The following is a 16,410-nucleotide window of genomic DNA, read 5'->3' on the forward strand; positions in this document are numbered from 1 at the left end:
CTATCCAGAATGAGATGAGCTAAGTAATGAAAAAAAATTCGTTAGAAAAAATAGACGCTACAAAATTGTCTTCATGGGATGGCTTTCTTAATTTTCGTGCACAGAAAACTAGTGAAACCTATTTGATTCGGATCGATTTTTCTACCCCTCAACTAGCCAGTAAATTTTTCGAGTACTTAACAAAAATTCTACCCATTATCGATGCTGACTATCCAAAACGAGATAAGGTCGCCGTAATTTTGTCTAACGATCAATTTTATTGTTTTCAGATCTCTTGGATGCAAGAAAAAGGAGAGCTTCATCCCTCGTTTATGGGAGATCAGTATTTGTTGAAAACCCTCAGGGCTGATCGTTTCGACTTTAGCCACGCTTTCAAATCAGGACTTATTCCTGGCGAAAATGGAAAGCGGTATCATAATTTACGACCTAAGGAGCGTGGTGATTATACAATTTCTCCGCAAGGAGAGATGTCATCTCGACTCGAGAAAAAACCTAGTCACTCAGTAGAAGAGAAAAAAGAGTATTCTCAGATTCAATCGTGTACTTATATAGACGCTCAATTGTTGGTAGATGCCTTTGGATTTTCCAAAGTTCGAGAAGGAAAGTTGTATGGCTTATTAACTCATAAAAATGATGCGTTGTTAAGTCGTTTATTGGTGAGAGATTGTGGCACTGTAGCCAGACCTTTTGATTTTAATAATCGAGAAGAAGCAACTGCAAGTCCCAAAGTATTTTATTCTCGTGGAAAATTTGGGCTATTTGTTGAGCAAAATGCTCAGCTGAGGAATAAAGAAGGTGGCACTAACGAGGTGTTGGCGCGATTACGCTTTAATCCGTATCGAACGCTTGTTGTGATTTGCTCCGATTCGTTGGAATCACGACTATTGGCTTATCAGTTTGCGCAAGAATTACTTCAAGAGTTTAGTGAGTACGCTCAGAAAAATCATTTGAAAGTAAATCCCGATTATAAAGTCCCTATTATTTTTTATCTTCCAGGGAATCTTTTTGGTAGGAGGCCAAAATTATCGTTTTATACTCAGAAAATGAGAGTAGTTGATTGTGCTCAGTGCTGTAAAATACATAAAAATCCAGATTCTAGGCATCAAAAAATTATTGCCAAGGACTATGAATTCTTGCTTGGATTACCAAAAATCACGACCGATATTTTCCTAGATAGAACTCGAAAAGGTAACCTTTTAGCGCTTGAAATGCTAACGAACGGATATGCGAGGATATTATTTCGTTTGCTAAGGCCCTTACAAAATTCAGCCGATAATATTTTTTGTAATGAACTATTTCATCAATTGCTTAGAAGAGGTCTTATCAAAAATAATGATTTTATCATTGGGGATCTAATCATGATCGAAGAATTTGTGCTGGCTGAAAAAATCATCGCTGCCACACAATCCGATAAAGAGAAATTAGTATATAGAGAATATAATGAAAAAGAAGATGCCTATATTCTTAGATCTTTAGAAGAGTATTTATTATTAAAAGGCAACCCAAGGCAAATAGAGTTTATGGGGCTTGAAAGAATGCTGCGCAAAGCCATTGAGCATAAAAGGTGGGTGGCAATAAGGCTGTGTGTTAAAGAGTTGTCCTCAATCAGTCAATCACTGTTGGGCGAATTGTTGTCTGCTGCCCGCCGGCAAGAGAAACATGCGGAGTTCGATTTCTTGTTGAAGAGGGAGGCTAATCGAACACCGGCTATTGAGGCCTTTGAGTCTTCCATTCCAGGTGATACTGCTGATGATGTCGTTGATGAGGCGGGGTTTGGCTTTGGAATTAAGTAAGCATCTTATTCATGTGTTTATCATTAAATTAACGTAAATTCAATAAAAATATAGCCCGGGTCGGTACGTTTAATCATCATAGTAGCGGTTTTGAATCGTATTTTCATGCAAAGCGCTTGAGTCTTGTGCTTAATTATGGTATAAAATGAGAACCAGTCACAACAAAGAGATGAGTATTGATTATGAAGAAAACTATCAAAGTGGGTAAAGCCAAAGATCGTACCCGAAATCCTGATGCAAAGAGGGGGCTTCTAGACGACTATGAATCTGACGAAGTTCATTCGGTTCATACGGATGGAAACGGTGTCGTAATAGAAATGGAAGAAGTTGGGTCACCAGCACAAGCACCAAAATCACCAGCAGTAACCACAGCTACAACCCCGAGCAAGACTTCGGCTCCCGTTAAAAAGAGTTCAGAAGCACCGGCCTTAGTAATGGAAGAGGTTGTAGATCAATTTGCTATTCCCGAAGCTGTTAAAACCAAGATGGGAATTTATGCTCCACGTTATGTGTGTATGGGTGAAGGTGATGCTAGTGGTCATCAATTCGTACAATTTCTTTATGCAACAGAGAATGAAGCTAAACAAGCAGCTACTTTTTTAAATCAAAAATTAGCCATTAACAAGAAGGGACAGGATAATCGCGTATTTGCATGTAGTCTCAAGCCAAAAGTATTTCCACTGTTTGCTCAATTAAAGTTGTTTCGTGTAACAGTATTTCCAACAACCTATTTTCAAGTATTTGGTAATGAGGCTCGTCCTACTATGAGCCGAATGAATTTAGAAAATTCACTCGCCAAAGCTAATGGCCAACAACCTCCACATAGTAAAACAGGTGCCTCAAGAGCGGCTCAACAACGACCAAACGAACGTGGGGCTGGTAGTAGTGGCACAAATGTCCCCTTAGTTAAATCGACGATGCCAGATGACGATGAAGAAGATCTCTATGACTTACTCACACTGGCTGAGGATAACCAAGGAAGTAGCGGATCTGGACCAGATTCAGATAGTGAACATCGTTCTAATGCTGATGTGAGAGTTAATATGACTCCTTCTTCGGGAGCTCAAGTACAGTCACAACGAAAAGATAAAGAAGAGATAAATGCAGCTAAGGCCGGAGAAGGATTGGATGCGAAGGCTCAGGAAACAGAAAAGTTACTCGTGACAACACCAGCGTCAGATAAGAAAAAAGGTCGAAGTGAAGTAGCTACACCTCCACGTGTTAATAATGCTGCTGATGACGAACAATGTGTGATCTTCTAAAGTCATTGTTGGACTGGAAAATCTTTTAATTTGATGTTGTGGAGTGGAAACAAACATGTTTTCACTCCTCAATTTAATCTCTAATGGCTTGGGTACTGCATAAAATCTATAGGTAAGCCCATGAATCAAGAATTTGAAAACGAAAATTCACAGTACATCGTATCGGAATTTAAGTCTGTGGGTCTTGTTCAGTTTCATTTTTCAGAAAAAGAAAAAGCGCAGACCATGCGACTATTTTTATCTTCATTTTTACCTATACTTGATGACGACTACCCAAAAATTGAAAATGATATTGTGATTATGACGAAGGATCAATATCATTTTTATAGATTAACTATTAGCCAGTCAAGAGAAAATTTATTATCCGATCTCATTCCTGATCATTATTTTTTAAAGACACTGCGTGCAGATGAATTTGATTACAGCCAGGCTTTTATTAAAGGACTGTTTCCGGGTGAGCATGGCTTAAGACGTCAAAATTTGCGACCTGTTGAAAGAAAGCCTTACATCATTACACCTGAAGGTGAGGTTGTTCAAAGAGCAAACCGAAGACCTAGGCATGATCCTTCAAAAAAAGCTCAGTATTCACAAATTCAGTCATGTACGTTTATTGACAACGAAACGCAGAGCCGCGCGTTTGGATTTTCTCAAGTGAGAGAAATTCGTTTGTACGGTTTAATGACTCATGTGGACGATGTGTTGATTCATAGAGGCCTAATCAGAGATTCGGGAACCGTGGGTCGGGTATTTGAGCATGAAAGTGAGCAATCTGCAAAAGCGAGTCATTTTCACAGAGAGAGTAAAGGCGAGAAGATTTTATATTCTCAAGAGGAATTTGAAAAATTTAAACGCGCCAATCTTGAGGTAAGATCAAAAGAACGTCGAACCAATGAGTTCTTAGCGAGATTGCATTTTAATCCGTATCGATCTGTAGTGGCTATTTGTACTGATACCTTAGAGGCTCGATTATTGGCCTATCATTTTGCACAAGAGCTATTAAAAGAGGTCAAAGAATATGCCTCACGGCATAATATAGTAATAAATCCAAATTATAGAATCCCCATTATTTTTTACTTGCCTTATTTTCAAAAAAATCATCAGTCTTGCAAAACTGATTTTTGCACTACTCATGGTAAATATAAACACAATATTAAAGTTTATACTGAAACGATGCAGAAAAAAGATCAAGAAGAAGCGCTGGCAATCTTAAATACACCTCCCCTAAAAAATACGAAATATGCAAATCTCGATTGTGAATTCTTGTTAGGTCTTGATCAAATTATTAGTCAAGATTTACTCGATGAAATTTTTTTCGGATGTTCTTTAGCAGAGCAACTTCTAAGACAGAAGCGTGGAAGGTTGTTGTTGCGTCTATTGGAATCAAGAAATACAAAAACAGCCGAAGTGACTCAACAAGTATTTACAAAATTGTTACAAGAAGGTCGAATTGAGGAAAATGATGAAATAATTTCAGAGTTGATTAAACTAGAAGCTTTCGATATTGCTGAATTTATTATCAAAGAAACAAACACTGATAAACGTCGTTTACAGTACGGTGATCTCTCTCTAGATGATTGGATAATTCAATTTGGAAATCCTCGTCACATGAATTTCATGGGCATGAAAGAAATGTTGCTCAAAGCTTCGCATCAAGCTAAATGGGTCATTATCATGCTGTGTCTGAAGGAATATCCAAAAATCGATATCACCTGTTTAGGATTGTTGTTAGTAAGAGCATGCCATGCAAAACGTTATAATGAGGCGCATTTATTGATGCAAATGGGTGCTGTGAAATCAGTGCATGGTAAAGATGCATTTGAACAGCTCATTGCTGATCAACAGTGGAGTTTGGCTTCATATCTTCTCAGTGTTAACCCTAATCTTGATATTGATAATTTTAGCAGGGTACTGAAAAACTGTATTATAGGCAAAGCTGAGGATCTTGTAGAGAAATTAATAAATATTGGCATTCGTTATGATAAATCCAAATTTAATGACGCGATCGCTTCGTCAATACAAGTAGCATTGGAGCTAGCAAAAATTGACATGTTACAAAAGATCATCGCTATATTAAAAGAAATTAAGAAAGAGTCGGGATCATTTGAAACGCTGATTCGTTTAGCGCATGATTTTGCGGATTTTTCTCGTAATCAGGATGCAATTCAATGGCTAGAGTTCACTTATCCTTTTGTATCAACAACGTCTAGCTCCTCAAGCTTGTTTGATATAGGCCAATTGTTTATCGAAACATTTGCACATCATGGCAAAGAGTTTGCTGAGTATCGTTTAAGAAAATATAGTGCAAAAGCACTTGAGAAGTTAATACCTTATTTCCAAAAGCTTTTCGGAGATTTTGAAGATCCACTTATACAAAAGTTTAGTGAGGAGTTTTTTGGGGGTCTTTGGAAGACATCTCATAAAATAGCTAGAGTTAGAAAGCGTGAGAAAGAAGGCCTTGTACTTTTCTCATTTAAAGATGAATCATCTGCTAAATTCTTTAATCAGTTGATCACGCGAGTTTTACCTGGTCAAGATGATCTGTATCCAAAAATAGAAAAATCAGTCGTTAGTATGACCCCGGATCAATATTATTTTTGTCATCTCTATGCAATGAGAGAGACGAAGCATCTAGATGAAGAACGTCTCCGTAATCAGTATGTTCTTAAAACTTTTAAAATGAGTGACCTCTCTGAAGTCAATAATTTTATTTCTGATATTCTCCCCAGTGTAAAGGGGTGCGATAAACAGAATTTTTCAAAACAGTATAAAGCTGACCTTGTCGATCGCAAGCCTCTTCCATCTTCTGTCGATAGGATACCAGATTCTGCGATATTTTCTTTTGGTCTTTTGACTCACGTTGAAGATTCTCTGATAGCCGATTCTAAAGATGGTTTTAAGCAAGTTAATGCTAGATTTCGATTCAATCCTTATCGTACCATAGTTGTTATTGGTGATGATTCTTTTGAGGCAAAGTTTTCTGCCTATGCCTTTGCAGAAGCTTTATTGGCGAAATATTCTGAAGTAGCAGAGGGAGATCATAGAAAGCTTAATCCTGAATATAAAATCCCTATTTTTTTCTACAGGCCAATGTTAAGTACTATTTTTTCACGCAAAAAAGAAGTGAATTCTGTAGCGCATGACACTCTTTTTTACTCAAAAGAGTATTATCAATATGACCAACGTTCTGCCAGAAATATCTATGAGGATGTCAATTCTAGGCAGCAACGTTACGTAAATCGGCACTACGGATTTTTATTAGGATTGGATGAGATCACTTCCTATACTTTGTTTGACAAAGTGGATAATGTGCCCTTAGTAATCTGTATGATTAAAAATGGATTTACTTGGATTTTATCTCGGTTTTTGCAAAAAACAAAACAAAATCTTTATGAAGACATTGTTGAGAAGCTTTTGAGTGTTGGTAAACATGATCTTACGTTTATTATCTGTGAGCTAATCCTAAATGACGAATTTAAGATTGCTCGAATGCTGCTTGATAGATCTAGCATTACAATACAACAAATCAAATTATCATATTATAAAAATACTAGATTCTTTGATTATCTAATAGCTTATGGTACTCCAAGCCAATTGAACTTCATGGGTTTTGAAAATATCCTAACACTCGTGTCATTTAATAAAAATTGGAGACTTGTAAGACAAACTATCTATGAATATCCTGATATGGATAGGGCGTTACTTTCAAAGTTATTGGAGGAGGCGACCAAACAAAGCGCATCTGAAGAAGTAAAATTTCTGCTTCTACACGGAGCTGATGCTTCGCTCAGGAATCTCTGTAATGGAGCGATAGTAGGCGCAGTGCAGACAAAAGATTGGAAAACAGTGGCTGTATTTACACAATTTCCTACTGATGAACAAGATAACGCTGAGTATGGGTTTGCTCTCTTACAAGCCGTTCGTAATAAGGAGGTTGATATTGCTCTAAAGCTACTAGATGCTGGTGCTAAGCCATTTTGTAGGGAGTTTAAGTGGGGATTGGAGTCAACATTATATTATGCGGTTGAGCTAGGTTTAAACGACCTCCTTCCAAGGCTAATCAATTTTGAATCACAAGGAGAGCACTCTCCTGCATTTTATTCTCGGTGTCTGTTAGCTCGTGACCTGGCGTATACTACCCATAATACTCAAGCCGCTGCTTTGTTCAATAAATTTATCGGCCATATGCCGGCTGTTGATTCTCAAAATAGTCTTCAGAGCATTGCTAGGTTATTTATGCAAGCTCTCTATTTGGAAAATCCTGATCTCGCTATGTATCGATTAGTCCGTTATTTGTCCGAATGCAAACTTCTTGATAAAGATGATCGTGATCCTGTAAAAGCTATTTCACAGATTTTGAAGTTTATTGACCCTCCTTGTCACGAGCTTCCAGATATTCATTTGGATAAAACAAGATTTAATATTATCGCTCTAATTCTTAATATTCTCATGGAATATAATGGTCTCCACATCTTTTATCCATTATATGAATCCGATAGTATGCCGAAATTATTCGGAAGTGCTATTTTCTACCGTGTTTTACTCTCTCGATTAAATGAAGATTATTTTAATAGCATACTAGAGTTGAGTAAAATCATTGCCAGCGATGAAAGTCGTAGAAAAGAATGGCAGAAAACTCTGGATGAGCAATTTTATGCCGCAATAAAATCTTCTAAACATTCATTAGCTTATTGTTTGGTACGTCTAGGTGCTCTGCCTATTGATAATCATTCTGATAATCTTAAAGGAGAGTCTTCACTTGAAATCGCCGCCTTTGATGGCAATGAAAAAGTGGTTGAGTATTTATTGAGTCATTTTAATTTTAGCCAAGAATTAAAAACCAAAGCTCTCCATAGCGCAGCTAAAACTGGCTGGATAACGCGTATTCCTACGTTATTATTAGATGAGGGTGCTCAATTAACGCCTGAAATTGTGAAATTAGTGTCTAGTCATGAAGAAGAATTTATTCTCCCTATTTTAGATTGGGTAGACGATACTGCCATTAATTCATCAGAATATCAGGCAGAGGTCTATGCATTATGGTGCTCGGGCTTTTCTAGGCCTAGAGTACAAGCTAAGTTGTCCACGTTACTTATCTCTGAGTGGGTAATTCATTATACGTTGATGCATATTTTTGCAATATTTGAATTATCCTTTGATGATAAAAGGTATCTCCAGTTAGTGGCTTCGTTCAGAGATAGACATCCAAGATCAGAACATTTGTTTGTATTATTGTGCGACAGAAGTATTAGGGATTGTAACACTATTAAATGTAGTATTGTTGACCCATCAAATTTTTTTGAAAACTTATCATCAATTATACATGGATATTTCTCAGGTCAAGAAAATGTGCTGAGTAAATTGCCGGACGAAAAAATTATTCTACAAACCTATCAAGCAGTTCGATCAGAACTTGAACAAATAGCATCATCTGTAAAACATGTTGTATCCAGCACTAATATTCCTTTTTTCAAGCCTGTTGACAATAAAAATGAATTTGTTGCCTGTCTGAGAGCCTATATTAATCGTGTGGATCAGTTGTTGGCGCATAAAAGAACATTGCAGCAGGACGAGTCTGCGCCGAATGTGATTATTACGGAACTGAAGTCAATTCCAGGTATAGTATAAAGATTACGCCGAAATTAGTTGCAGATACGGAAACTCTTGCTCTATTTTCTCAAGTGTTTGCTTTGATCTAGTTGTAGATGGTCCAAACCACGATGACCGATGTTTTTCAAGAACAGCGACATCTTCATGTGAAAATAATAAAGATCTTTTTTCTGGAGTCCCCTTTTGAGAGCGGGTTCGCGCTTTTTTCCATAACTCGAGCTTTTCTTCCGCTGAATCATCATAAACAGTTGCTTCATCGAGTCGTTCAACTTCTTGAGCGATTATTTTATCCACTTCATAATGTCGCAATTCAACAGAAGGTTCATATTTTTTAATTTCTTTGATTTTTCCACGGCCGAAGGTTTTTCTGAGTTGTTCAGAAAAATCTTTATTACCCGCTGACCAATTCCATCCGGCGGCTAAAAGCTTGAGGGGTGAAAGTAAAATATCAAGAAATAAACCTGCAAAATCGTAATGATGATGACCACATTTTCCACTCCAGACATAGTGTAGATCGGTCATGCCTTCTTGCAATGCACCTGCAGTTGATGTGATGGCGGGATGGATATTCCCTAGCCTATCACCGGTGACGCCAATACTAATTAAATGTCCGATGAATATCACAAGTCTAAAAGGATATTCGATGATTTTGATGGCCCAGGTGAAAGGATTTATTCTCTCGCTCAAAGGTTTTTCAAGCCAGGAGTCATAATCGTTTAGCGCTAAGAGCGCAGGGACAGCAAAAAACTGACGAAATGTTGATAATGAATTGATATATTTATCTTGATCGGGTGTCAGGCCTTTGCGTGATTGAGCACGGGTCATTGTAGCATGAGATTCTAAACTATTGACGTATTCAAATACGATTTGTCCTAGTGCGAAGAGAGTCGCTCCTACACTTATTAAGATCGTTTGTAATCGAACCGTTAAGGTCGATAATACGGGGAATAAGGTTACCCCTGTTTGTGCAGCAATCCACCAGGTACTCGCAGTTGCAATGGTTGCGAAGATGGCTAGGCCCGTTATAAAAGTTATGCTGAACACGTGTAATACGATTCCCAGTATACTGGCTTCTTTTAATGTTTGTTTAAATGATTCCCAATGTTTTATCCATTTTTTGTTGTGAATCACTTCTACAAAAGTGTTGTAGGTGATTAACATTAATCCAATGCCACCAAGAAAGGCGAGTGGCCAAACCGCTAACATGGTAAGAGTAGGGGTGATTGCAACGTTAAACGCAACTAAAGCTTCTGGCAATTGCGCAACGGCCACCAACATAGCCATTATTCCACCACCGATAGTGAGGGGTGAGCTTAACCATAGCCACATTTGTTCCCAACTAATTTTGGATTGTAAAGTTTTCCGAATTTCTGTTTTATCTTTATCATTTATTAAATAGCGATTTAGGCCTGCAGCTAGTCTTTGCTCAACGGAATTGTCGGGATCAAGTTCGTTATTGATATAGCGTATGAAAAATTCTTCTATTTCTGTGATTCGTGTTTCGCATCGTTCTAACTCTTTTTCTTGTTCTTCACTGCGAACTTTTGCATGCTCTAATTTTTTTTTGTAACGTCGGAGGTTATGATAATCTTTTAATATACTTTCAGAGTCATGAAAATCCTCTGATAATTCTTTAAGCTTATTGACATAACTATTATGTTCAATAAAGTGGCCAAATTTTAAAAATTTGTCTATGCCACTTAAAATATTTCGTTTGTATATTTCGCCTTCAATAAGTACGGCAAGTCCAGCTGATACGATGCTGGCGATGACGTTGCCAGTAAGATAGAGCATGCCTGAGTAGCTCAGTATACCGAGTAATGCGATGGCACCAAGGGAGAAAAGGGCGGTGAGTGCGTAGCGTAGTGGAGTATTTTGTTGCATGGTGTCTCTGCTTCATATTACATAAGGTGAAAAGGTCAATATGCCATAATAGGTCTGTTAGATTAAGATAGTCTTAAGAAGAGTTCAACTCGTATTTTGCTTATTTCGCCCGATTCAGGCCTTCTGGGGCTCTGCGGCTGTCTCAGGGGTATGCTTCTCAGCAAGGAACATGTACATCGCAGGGACGACGAATAGGGTAAACAGGGTACCTATTGAGATCCCCGAGGCGATGACGAGGCCTATACTGAATCGGCTGAGAGCTCCGGCACCACTGGCAAAAATGAGGGGGAAAACGCCGACCACCATTGCAGTAGTGGTCATGAGGATGGGGCGCAATCGAATGCTAGCAGCCATTTCGATAGCTTCACGTTTAGTTTTGCCAGTTTTTTGGAGATCGTTGGCGAATTGAACGATCAATATCCCGTGTTTACTAATAAGTCCGATGAGTGTGACAAGTCCTACCTGGGTATAAATATTGAGCGTCGCGCCACCGATCCCTAAACTGACGAAAACCAGTGCTCCGCAGATGGACATGGGAACGCTGATGAGTACCGTGAGCGGATCACGGAAGCTTTCAAAAAGTGCGGCTAATGAGAGGAAAATAATAATCATGGCAAAGAAGAAAGTGATTAAAAATGCTGTTCCTTCTTGCTTAAATTGTCGCGATTGAGCGGCATAATCGTAAGTATAGCCTTGTGGTAAGAGTGGCTCAGCAGAATTTTTCAATGCGTCTAAAGCAGTTCCCATCGCAACACCAGGTGCAGCAACAGCACTAATAGTGGCTGAATTTATTTGTTGAAAATGATTGAGCGATTCAGGAACCACAACAGTTTTTACCTGTGCAATTGTCGATAATGGAATGGATGTGCCATTGGCGCTGGTGAGATAATAATTCAGTAATTGTGAATCATTCAGTCGATCATTTCGTGATACTTGTGGAATGACTTGATACGAGCGACCGCTAAAATTAAAATAATTAATGTAATTGCCACCGAGTGCAGACCCTAAAGCTGTTGCAATATCTTGCATTGTAAATCCAAGCTGAGAGGCTTTATCTCGATCAATCAGTAGATTAGATTGAGCTTTATCAATTTTCAGGTCACTGTCCATAAACATAAACAGCCCTGTTGCCATAGCTTGATTCATAACATCGTGCGCTACTTCATTCAATTGATCAAAGGATTCTGTTGTTTGAAGAACAAATTGAATGGGTAATCCACGTGCGCCCGGTAATGAAGGTAATTGAAAAGCAGCGGCTTTGCCTCCGGAAATTTTATCTAATTGTTCTTGAACGAGTGGTTGTATTTGATTCGATGTTCGATCACGCTCATCCCAGGGCTTTAAAATCATCCCATTAATTGCAGAATTTAAGCCAGATGCGCCAATCAGTGCGAATACTGCATCCGTTTCAGGGAAGCTGCGATATATTTTATATATTTGATCAGCGTAAAGTTGAGTTTGATCGATTGTGGCATTCGGTGAAGTCGTTAATTGTGAAATCACTACACCTTGATCTTCTTGCGGTGCAAGTTCACTTTTTGATGTGGAATATAAATAACCTATGCTAAGAAAAATTATCGCTGCAAATACAGCAGTGACGGGTAAATAATTTAGAGAATGATGCAAATGTTTTTTGTAGCTATTATGTAGATTATCAAAATGACGATTAATAGAGTCATGAAAGCGACTATTGTGATTAATTTGTGAAAGAAAGCGAGAGCACATCATGGGTGAGAGTGTAAGAGCCACTATGGCTGATATCGCTACAGCGCCGGCTAAAGTAAAAGCAAACTCTGTAAATAAAGCCCCTGTTAATCCACCCATAAACCCTATGGGAATAAATACGGCGATCAGTACAATAGAGATTGCAATGATAGGATTTGCTAGTTCACGAGCACCTAATATTGCAGCTTCCATCCGCGATAAACCATTTTCCATATGGCGTTGTACATTTTCCACGACAATAATGGCATCGTCTACAACAAGGCCAATAGCTAAAACTAATGAAAGTAATGTCAGTAAATTAGTTGAATAATGGAGAATTTCCATAATCAAAAAAGCACCAATCAATGAAAGCGGAATGGCAAGCACAGGAATAATCACTGAGCGCACGGAGCCTAAAAATAAAAAAATCACAATCGTCACGATGATTAATGCTTCGAGCAAGGATTTCACAACCTCATGAATAGAGCTGTTAATGAATTTAGTGGAGTCATATACAATTTTCCCTTCTATACCACTGGGAAGATTACGAACGATATCAGGAAAAATTTCTCTTATGTCCGCAATCACATTTAATAAATTGGCAGAGGGGGCCACTTTGATTCCAATATAAACGGATGAGGTATTATTAAATTGTACATTCGTATCATAATTTTGAGCACCTAGAGAAACTTCTCCCACGTCACGTAATCTTACAATAGCACCATTTTGACTTTTCACAATCAGATTTTGAAATTCTTCTACGGAATTCAGATCGGTTTTAGCGCTGAGATTGACCGTCATCATTTGGCCATGAGTGCGACCGATAGCAGAAACAATATCATTGGTTGCGAGTGCAGTAGAAATGTCAGCGGCTGTTATTTGATAAGCAGAGAGTTTTGCAGGGTCAAGCCACACACGTAAAGCAATTTGTCGTCCACCTAAAATTTCTGCAACCTGAACACCATTAACGGCTTGCAGTTTGGGTTGAACGACTCGAACTAAATAATCGGTGACTTTATTACGTGGTAGAAAATCGCTGTAAAAACTCATATACATCGCGTCAATCGTTTGTCCTATATCGACTGATATTACAGGTACTTGAGAATTATTCGGTAATTGATTGAGAACCGCATTGACTTTGGTATTAATTTCACTGAGTGCTTTATTGGAATCATAATTGAGATTCAAATAGGCTTGAATAGTACTTCTTCCTAGTTGGCTAGTTGATGTTAAATAATCTATACCGTTGGCTTGTGCGATAGAATTTTCTAATGGTGTTGTGATAAAGCCTGCAATGACGTCTGTATCCGCACCAACATACGTTGTAGTTACAGTAACCACAGCATTTTCAGTGCGAGGAAACTGCAAGATAGGAAGAGAAAACATTGATCGAAGACCCAGCACAAGAATCAGCAATGATACAACAGTCGCTAATACAGGGCGTTTGATGTAGAGATCGGTAAATTTCATCATTAATCCCTTATTATTCTTCCTTGGTGTTTGGTGACGGATTATTGGTTGGTACAACAGAATTATTAATCGTTACACGAGCACCATTTTTAAGTTTTAATTGCCCACTCGTGACTACTCGGTCTCCAACTTGAATGCCTTTTAAAATAGTCACTTGATCACCGCGAGTTTCTCCGGTAGTAACAAATTGTTGTGTGACGATATAAATAGGTTTGCCTGTCTTGTCTTTTCCTTTATCTTGAATTGTGAAAATGACATCACCGTATGGATTATAACTGACAGCAGTTTGGGGTAATGTAATAAAACGCTGAGGTTCGCCAGTTTCAATCACGATGCTTGCAAACATGCCTGGAAGAAGTTCGCTATTGGGATTAGGTATTGTCGCTTCTACTTTTACGTTTCGTGTATTGTTATCGACTATAGGGTTGATCGTTGTTATTTTTCCTTCAAAAGTGCGATTTGGAAATGTGTCTATTGTCAAACGAACAGGTTGATCGAGTCGCATTGTAGTCACTTGTTGTTGAGGCACATAAAAATCAGCATAAATACTTGAAAGATCTTGAAGAGGTGCAATAGGATCGCCGGGCGTTAAAAATTGCCCTTCATTAACTTCAACGATTCCAAGCTTTCCTGTAAATGGTGCTTTGATTGATCTTTTTCTTACGATGGCAGCTTGCTGTGCAGTTTGGGCTTCCAAACTTTTGAAATTGGCTCTGTCAGCATCCAGTGTGGCTTTGCTCACGGCTTGAATCGCATATTGCGCAGTATCTCGTTGCAAAGTAATTTTAGCGAGAGCCGTATTGGCTTCGAATGAGCGAAGCAATGCCGTGTCGCCAGTCACACTTTGCTGAACAATAATTTCGCCTTTTTTAACGAGTGCGCCTGATTTAAAATACACTTTTTCTACCATGCCCGGAGCCTCAACGGTAAGATTGACTCCTTGATAAGGTTTTAAACTGCCATAATATTTTTGTTGAGAATGCCACGGAGAAGTTTCGGCTTTCATAGCCGAAACAGTAGCAATATTTTCTCTGGATGCCAAAAATCGTTTAAGCATAATATTCGAAAATGTTTTGTATCCAACGATACCACCAAATAATATGCCCACACCGATAAGCATAATCATCATTCTTTTGTTCATCGAGAAAATCTCCTGTATGAGATTGTGACTGTTTTTTTAGCGTTGTAAGAATCACGATTCCACCAACCGCCTCCCAATGCTTGATAGAGTGCCACGGTATCCGCTAATCGAGCGGCTTGAGCTTGAATACGATTTATTGTCGATTTTTGATACTGTTGTTGTGCATTCAGCAATATAAGATAACTGATTCCACCGAGTTTAAATTGTTTTTCAGTAATCAGCAGAGTTTTTTTCGCGGCAATTTCAGCTTTACGTTGAGCATCTAATGCAATTGCATCGTTTTTTAACGCCTCTAAACTATCAGCAACATTTTGAAAAGCTTGTAAAACAGTGAGGCGATAGTATGCAGCGGCTTGTTGGAATGCTGCAATTGCTGCTCGACGTTGTGCAAATAGTGCGCCCCCGTGAAAAATGGGCTGTAAAATGGCAGCACCATAATTCCAAATGATGTCTGTTGGAGAAAATAATTTTGCAAGATTATTATTGTTCCAACCACGGCTTCCTGTCAGTGTTACCTTCGGTAATAAATCTGCTGTAGCAACACCTATTTGTGCGCTGGCTGCATGTACTAAAGCTTCTTGTGCTCGAATATCAGGACGCTGATTAACGAGTGAAGAGGGTAAGCTGAGGGGTATATGCTCGGGTAATACAAACTGCTCTAAAGAAAAATGAGGAAGATAACTTTCGCTTGGAATTTTTCCAATCAGTGTTGCTAAAGCATCACGTGATACAGCAAGACTTTGATAGAGTGGTGGTAATAATGTACGTGTTTGAGCAACTTGAGTTTGTTGTGTAAGTACATCGATGCCCGATGCTGCACCTAATTTAAGTTGTTTTTTTACAATATTCAATTGTGCTTCTTGTGCATGAAGAATATTCTCTGTAGCAGAAATTTGAGCTTCGAGTGAAGCCATAGTAATTGCAGTAGTTACTATATTCGATGTTAGTGTGAGTTTAGCCGCTTCGAGTTGAAATTTTTGATAATCTATTTCAGCAGAATAAATTTCGAGTTGTCTTCGATTTCCTCCAAATAAATCCAACATATAGGAAATATTAATTGAGGCGTTATATAATGTAAAAATATTTGAACCCAATACGGGATTAATAGTGCCCCCCAATGAGTTGGTTTGACGTCGACGCACCCCATTAATTTGTCCGTCAATACTCGGAAAAAATTGTGAGCCGAATGTCACATTCCAATTCTCTTGAGCTTGACGTAATGCTGCTTTCGCTGCATGCAAATTTGGATTATTTGCTAAACCAGCACAGATAAGATCGTTTAGTTCTTTGCAATGAAATAATTTCCACCATTCAGCAGGAACATCGCGGCCATTGAGAAAATATTGCGTTTTCCCTATGTTTTTTAGAGAAGGTGAGTTCACTGTTTTTGCAGGAAGTCGAGATTCAGTATAATGTTTCGCATGTGGGGCAGATGGCCTGTGAAAATTAGGCCCCACCATACAGCCAGCCATGGCAATACAACAGAATGGAATGATTAACATCCGCATTTTCGTAATCCTTACGATGTGATAGACGAAGATTACACCAG

Annotated in this window: 7 protein-coding genes; 3 read left to right on the forward strand and 4 right to left on the reverse strand. The window is 38.5% G+C overall.

The window, feature by feature from the left end; all coding sequences use genetic code 11:
• Positions 1-26: 26 nt before the first annotated feature.
• The 3 genes from K2X50_03540 (at position 27) to K2X50_03550 (ending at position 8,680) form a co-directional block, all read left to right on the forward strand.
• On the forward strand, positions 27-1,793 hold the full coding sequence (locus K2X50_03540) for a hypothetical protein (protein MBX9586310.1): 1,767 nt from the start codon (positions 27-29) through the stop codon (positions 1,791-1,793).
• 182 nt (positions 1,794-1,975) lie between these two features.
• Positions 1,976-3,055 (forward strand): hypothetical protein, encoded by a 1,080-nt coding sequence (locus K2X50_03545; GenBank protein ID MBX9586311.1) that lies wholly within the window; start codon positions 1,976-1,978, stop codon positions 3,053-3,055.
• Between the two features lie 120 nt (positions 3,056-3,175).
• Positions 3,176-8,680 (forward strand): ankyrin repeat domain-containing protein, encoded by a 5,505-nt coding sequence (locus K2X50_03550; protein MBX9586312.1) that lies wholly within the window; start codon positions 3,176-3,178, stop codon positions 8,678-8,680.
• Between the two features lie 3 nt (positions 8,681-8,683).
• On the opposite strand, the gene K2X50_03555 is transcribed toward K2X50_03550, so the two are convergent.
• The 4 genes from K2X50_03555 to K2X50_03570 form a co-directional block, all read right to left on the reverse strand.
• Positions 8,684-10,546 carry a hypothetical protein gene (locus tag K2X50_03555; GenBank protein ID MBX9586313.1) on the reverse strand — a complete coding sequence of 621 codons (1,863 nt, stop codon included), beginning with the start codon at positions 10,544-10,546 and terminating at the stop codon, positions 8,684-8,686.
• Positions 10,547-10,660: 114 nt separating this feature from the next.
• Positions 10,661-13,720 carry an efflux RND transporter permease subunit gene (locus K2X50_03560; protein ID MBX9586314.1) on the reverse strand — a complete coding sequence of 1,020 codons (3,060 nt, stop codon included), beginning with the start codon at positions 13,718-13,720 and terminating at the stop codon, positions 10,661-10,663.
• A gap of 13 nt (positions 13,721-13,733) precedes the next feature.
• Entirely contained in the window at positions 13,734-14,861 is a 1,128-nt protein-coding gene (locus tag K2X50_03565) for an efflux RND transporter periplasmic adaptor subunit (GenBank protein MBX9586315.1), read from the reverse strand.
• Positions 14,858-16,369: an efflux transporter outer membrane subunit gene (locus K2X50_03570; protein ID MBX9586316.1), complete on the reverse strand. Its 1,512-nt coding sequence runs from the start codon at positions 16,367-16,369 to the stop codon at positions 14,858-14,860. Before K2X50_03570 ends, K2X50_03565 begins: the two co-directional genes overlap by 4 nt.
• Between the last annotated feature and the right edge of the window lie 41 nt (positions 16,370-16,410).

The sequence above is a fragment of the Gammaproteobacteria bacterium genome, assembly GCA_019748175.1.
Taxonomy (GTDB): Bacteria; Pseudomonadota; Gammaproteobacteria; order JAIEPX01; family JAIEPX01; genus JAIEPX01.

Bases quoted from the DNA above. Each gene is read 5' to 3' on its own strand.
- K2X50_03570 (MBX9586316.1), bottom strand. From the start codon at position 16,369: ATGCGGATGTTAATCATTCCATTCTGTTGTATTGCCATGGCTGGCTGT.
- K2X50_03545 (MBX9586311.1), top strand. From the start codon at position 1,976: ATGAAGAAAACTATCAAAGTGGGTAAAGCCAAAGATCGTACCCGAAAT.
- K2X50_03565 (MBX9586315.1), bottom strand. From the start codon at position 14,861: ATGAACAAAAGAATGATGATTATGCTTATCGGTGTGGGCATATTATTT.
- K2X50_03560 (MBX9586314.1), bottom strand. From the start codon at position 13,720: ATGAAATTTACCGATCTCTACATCAAACGCCCTGTATTAGCGACTGTT.
- K2X50_03540 (MBX9586310.1), top strand. From the start codon at position 27: ATGAAAAAAAATTCGTTAGAAAAAATAGACGCTACAAAATTGTCTTCA.
- K2X50_03550 (MBX9586312.1), top strand. From the start codon at position 3,176: ATGAATCAAGAATTTGAAAACGAAAATTCACAGTACATCGTATCGGAA.
- K2X50_03555 (MBX9586313.1), bottom strand. From the start codon at position 10,546: ATGCAACAAAATACTCCACTACGCTACGCACTCACCGCCCTTTTCTCC.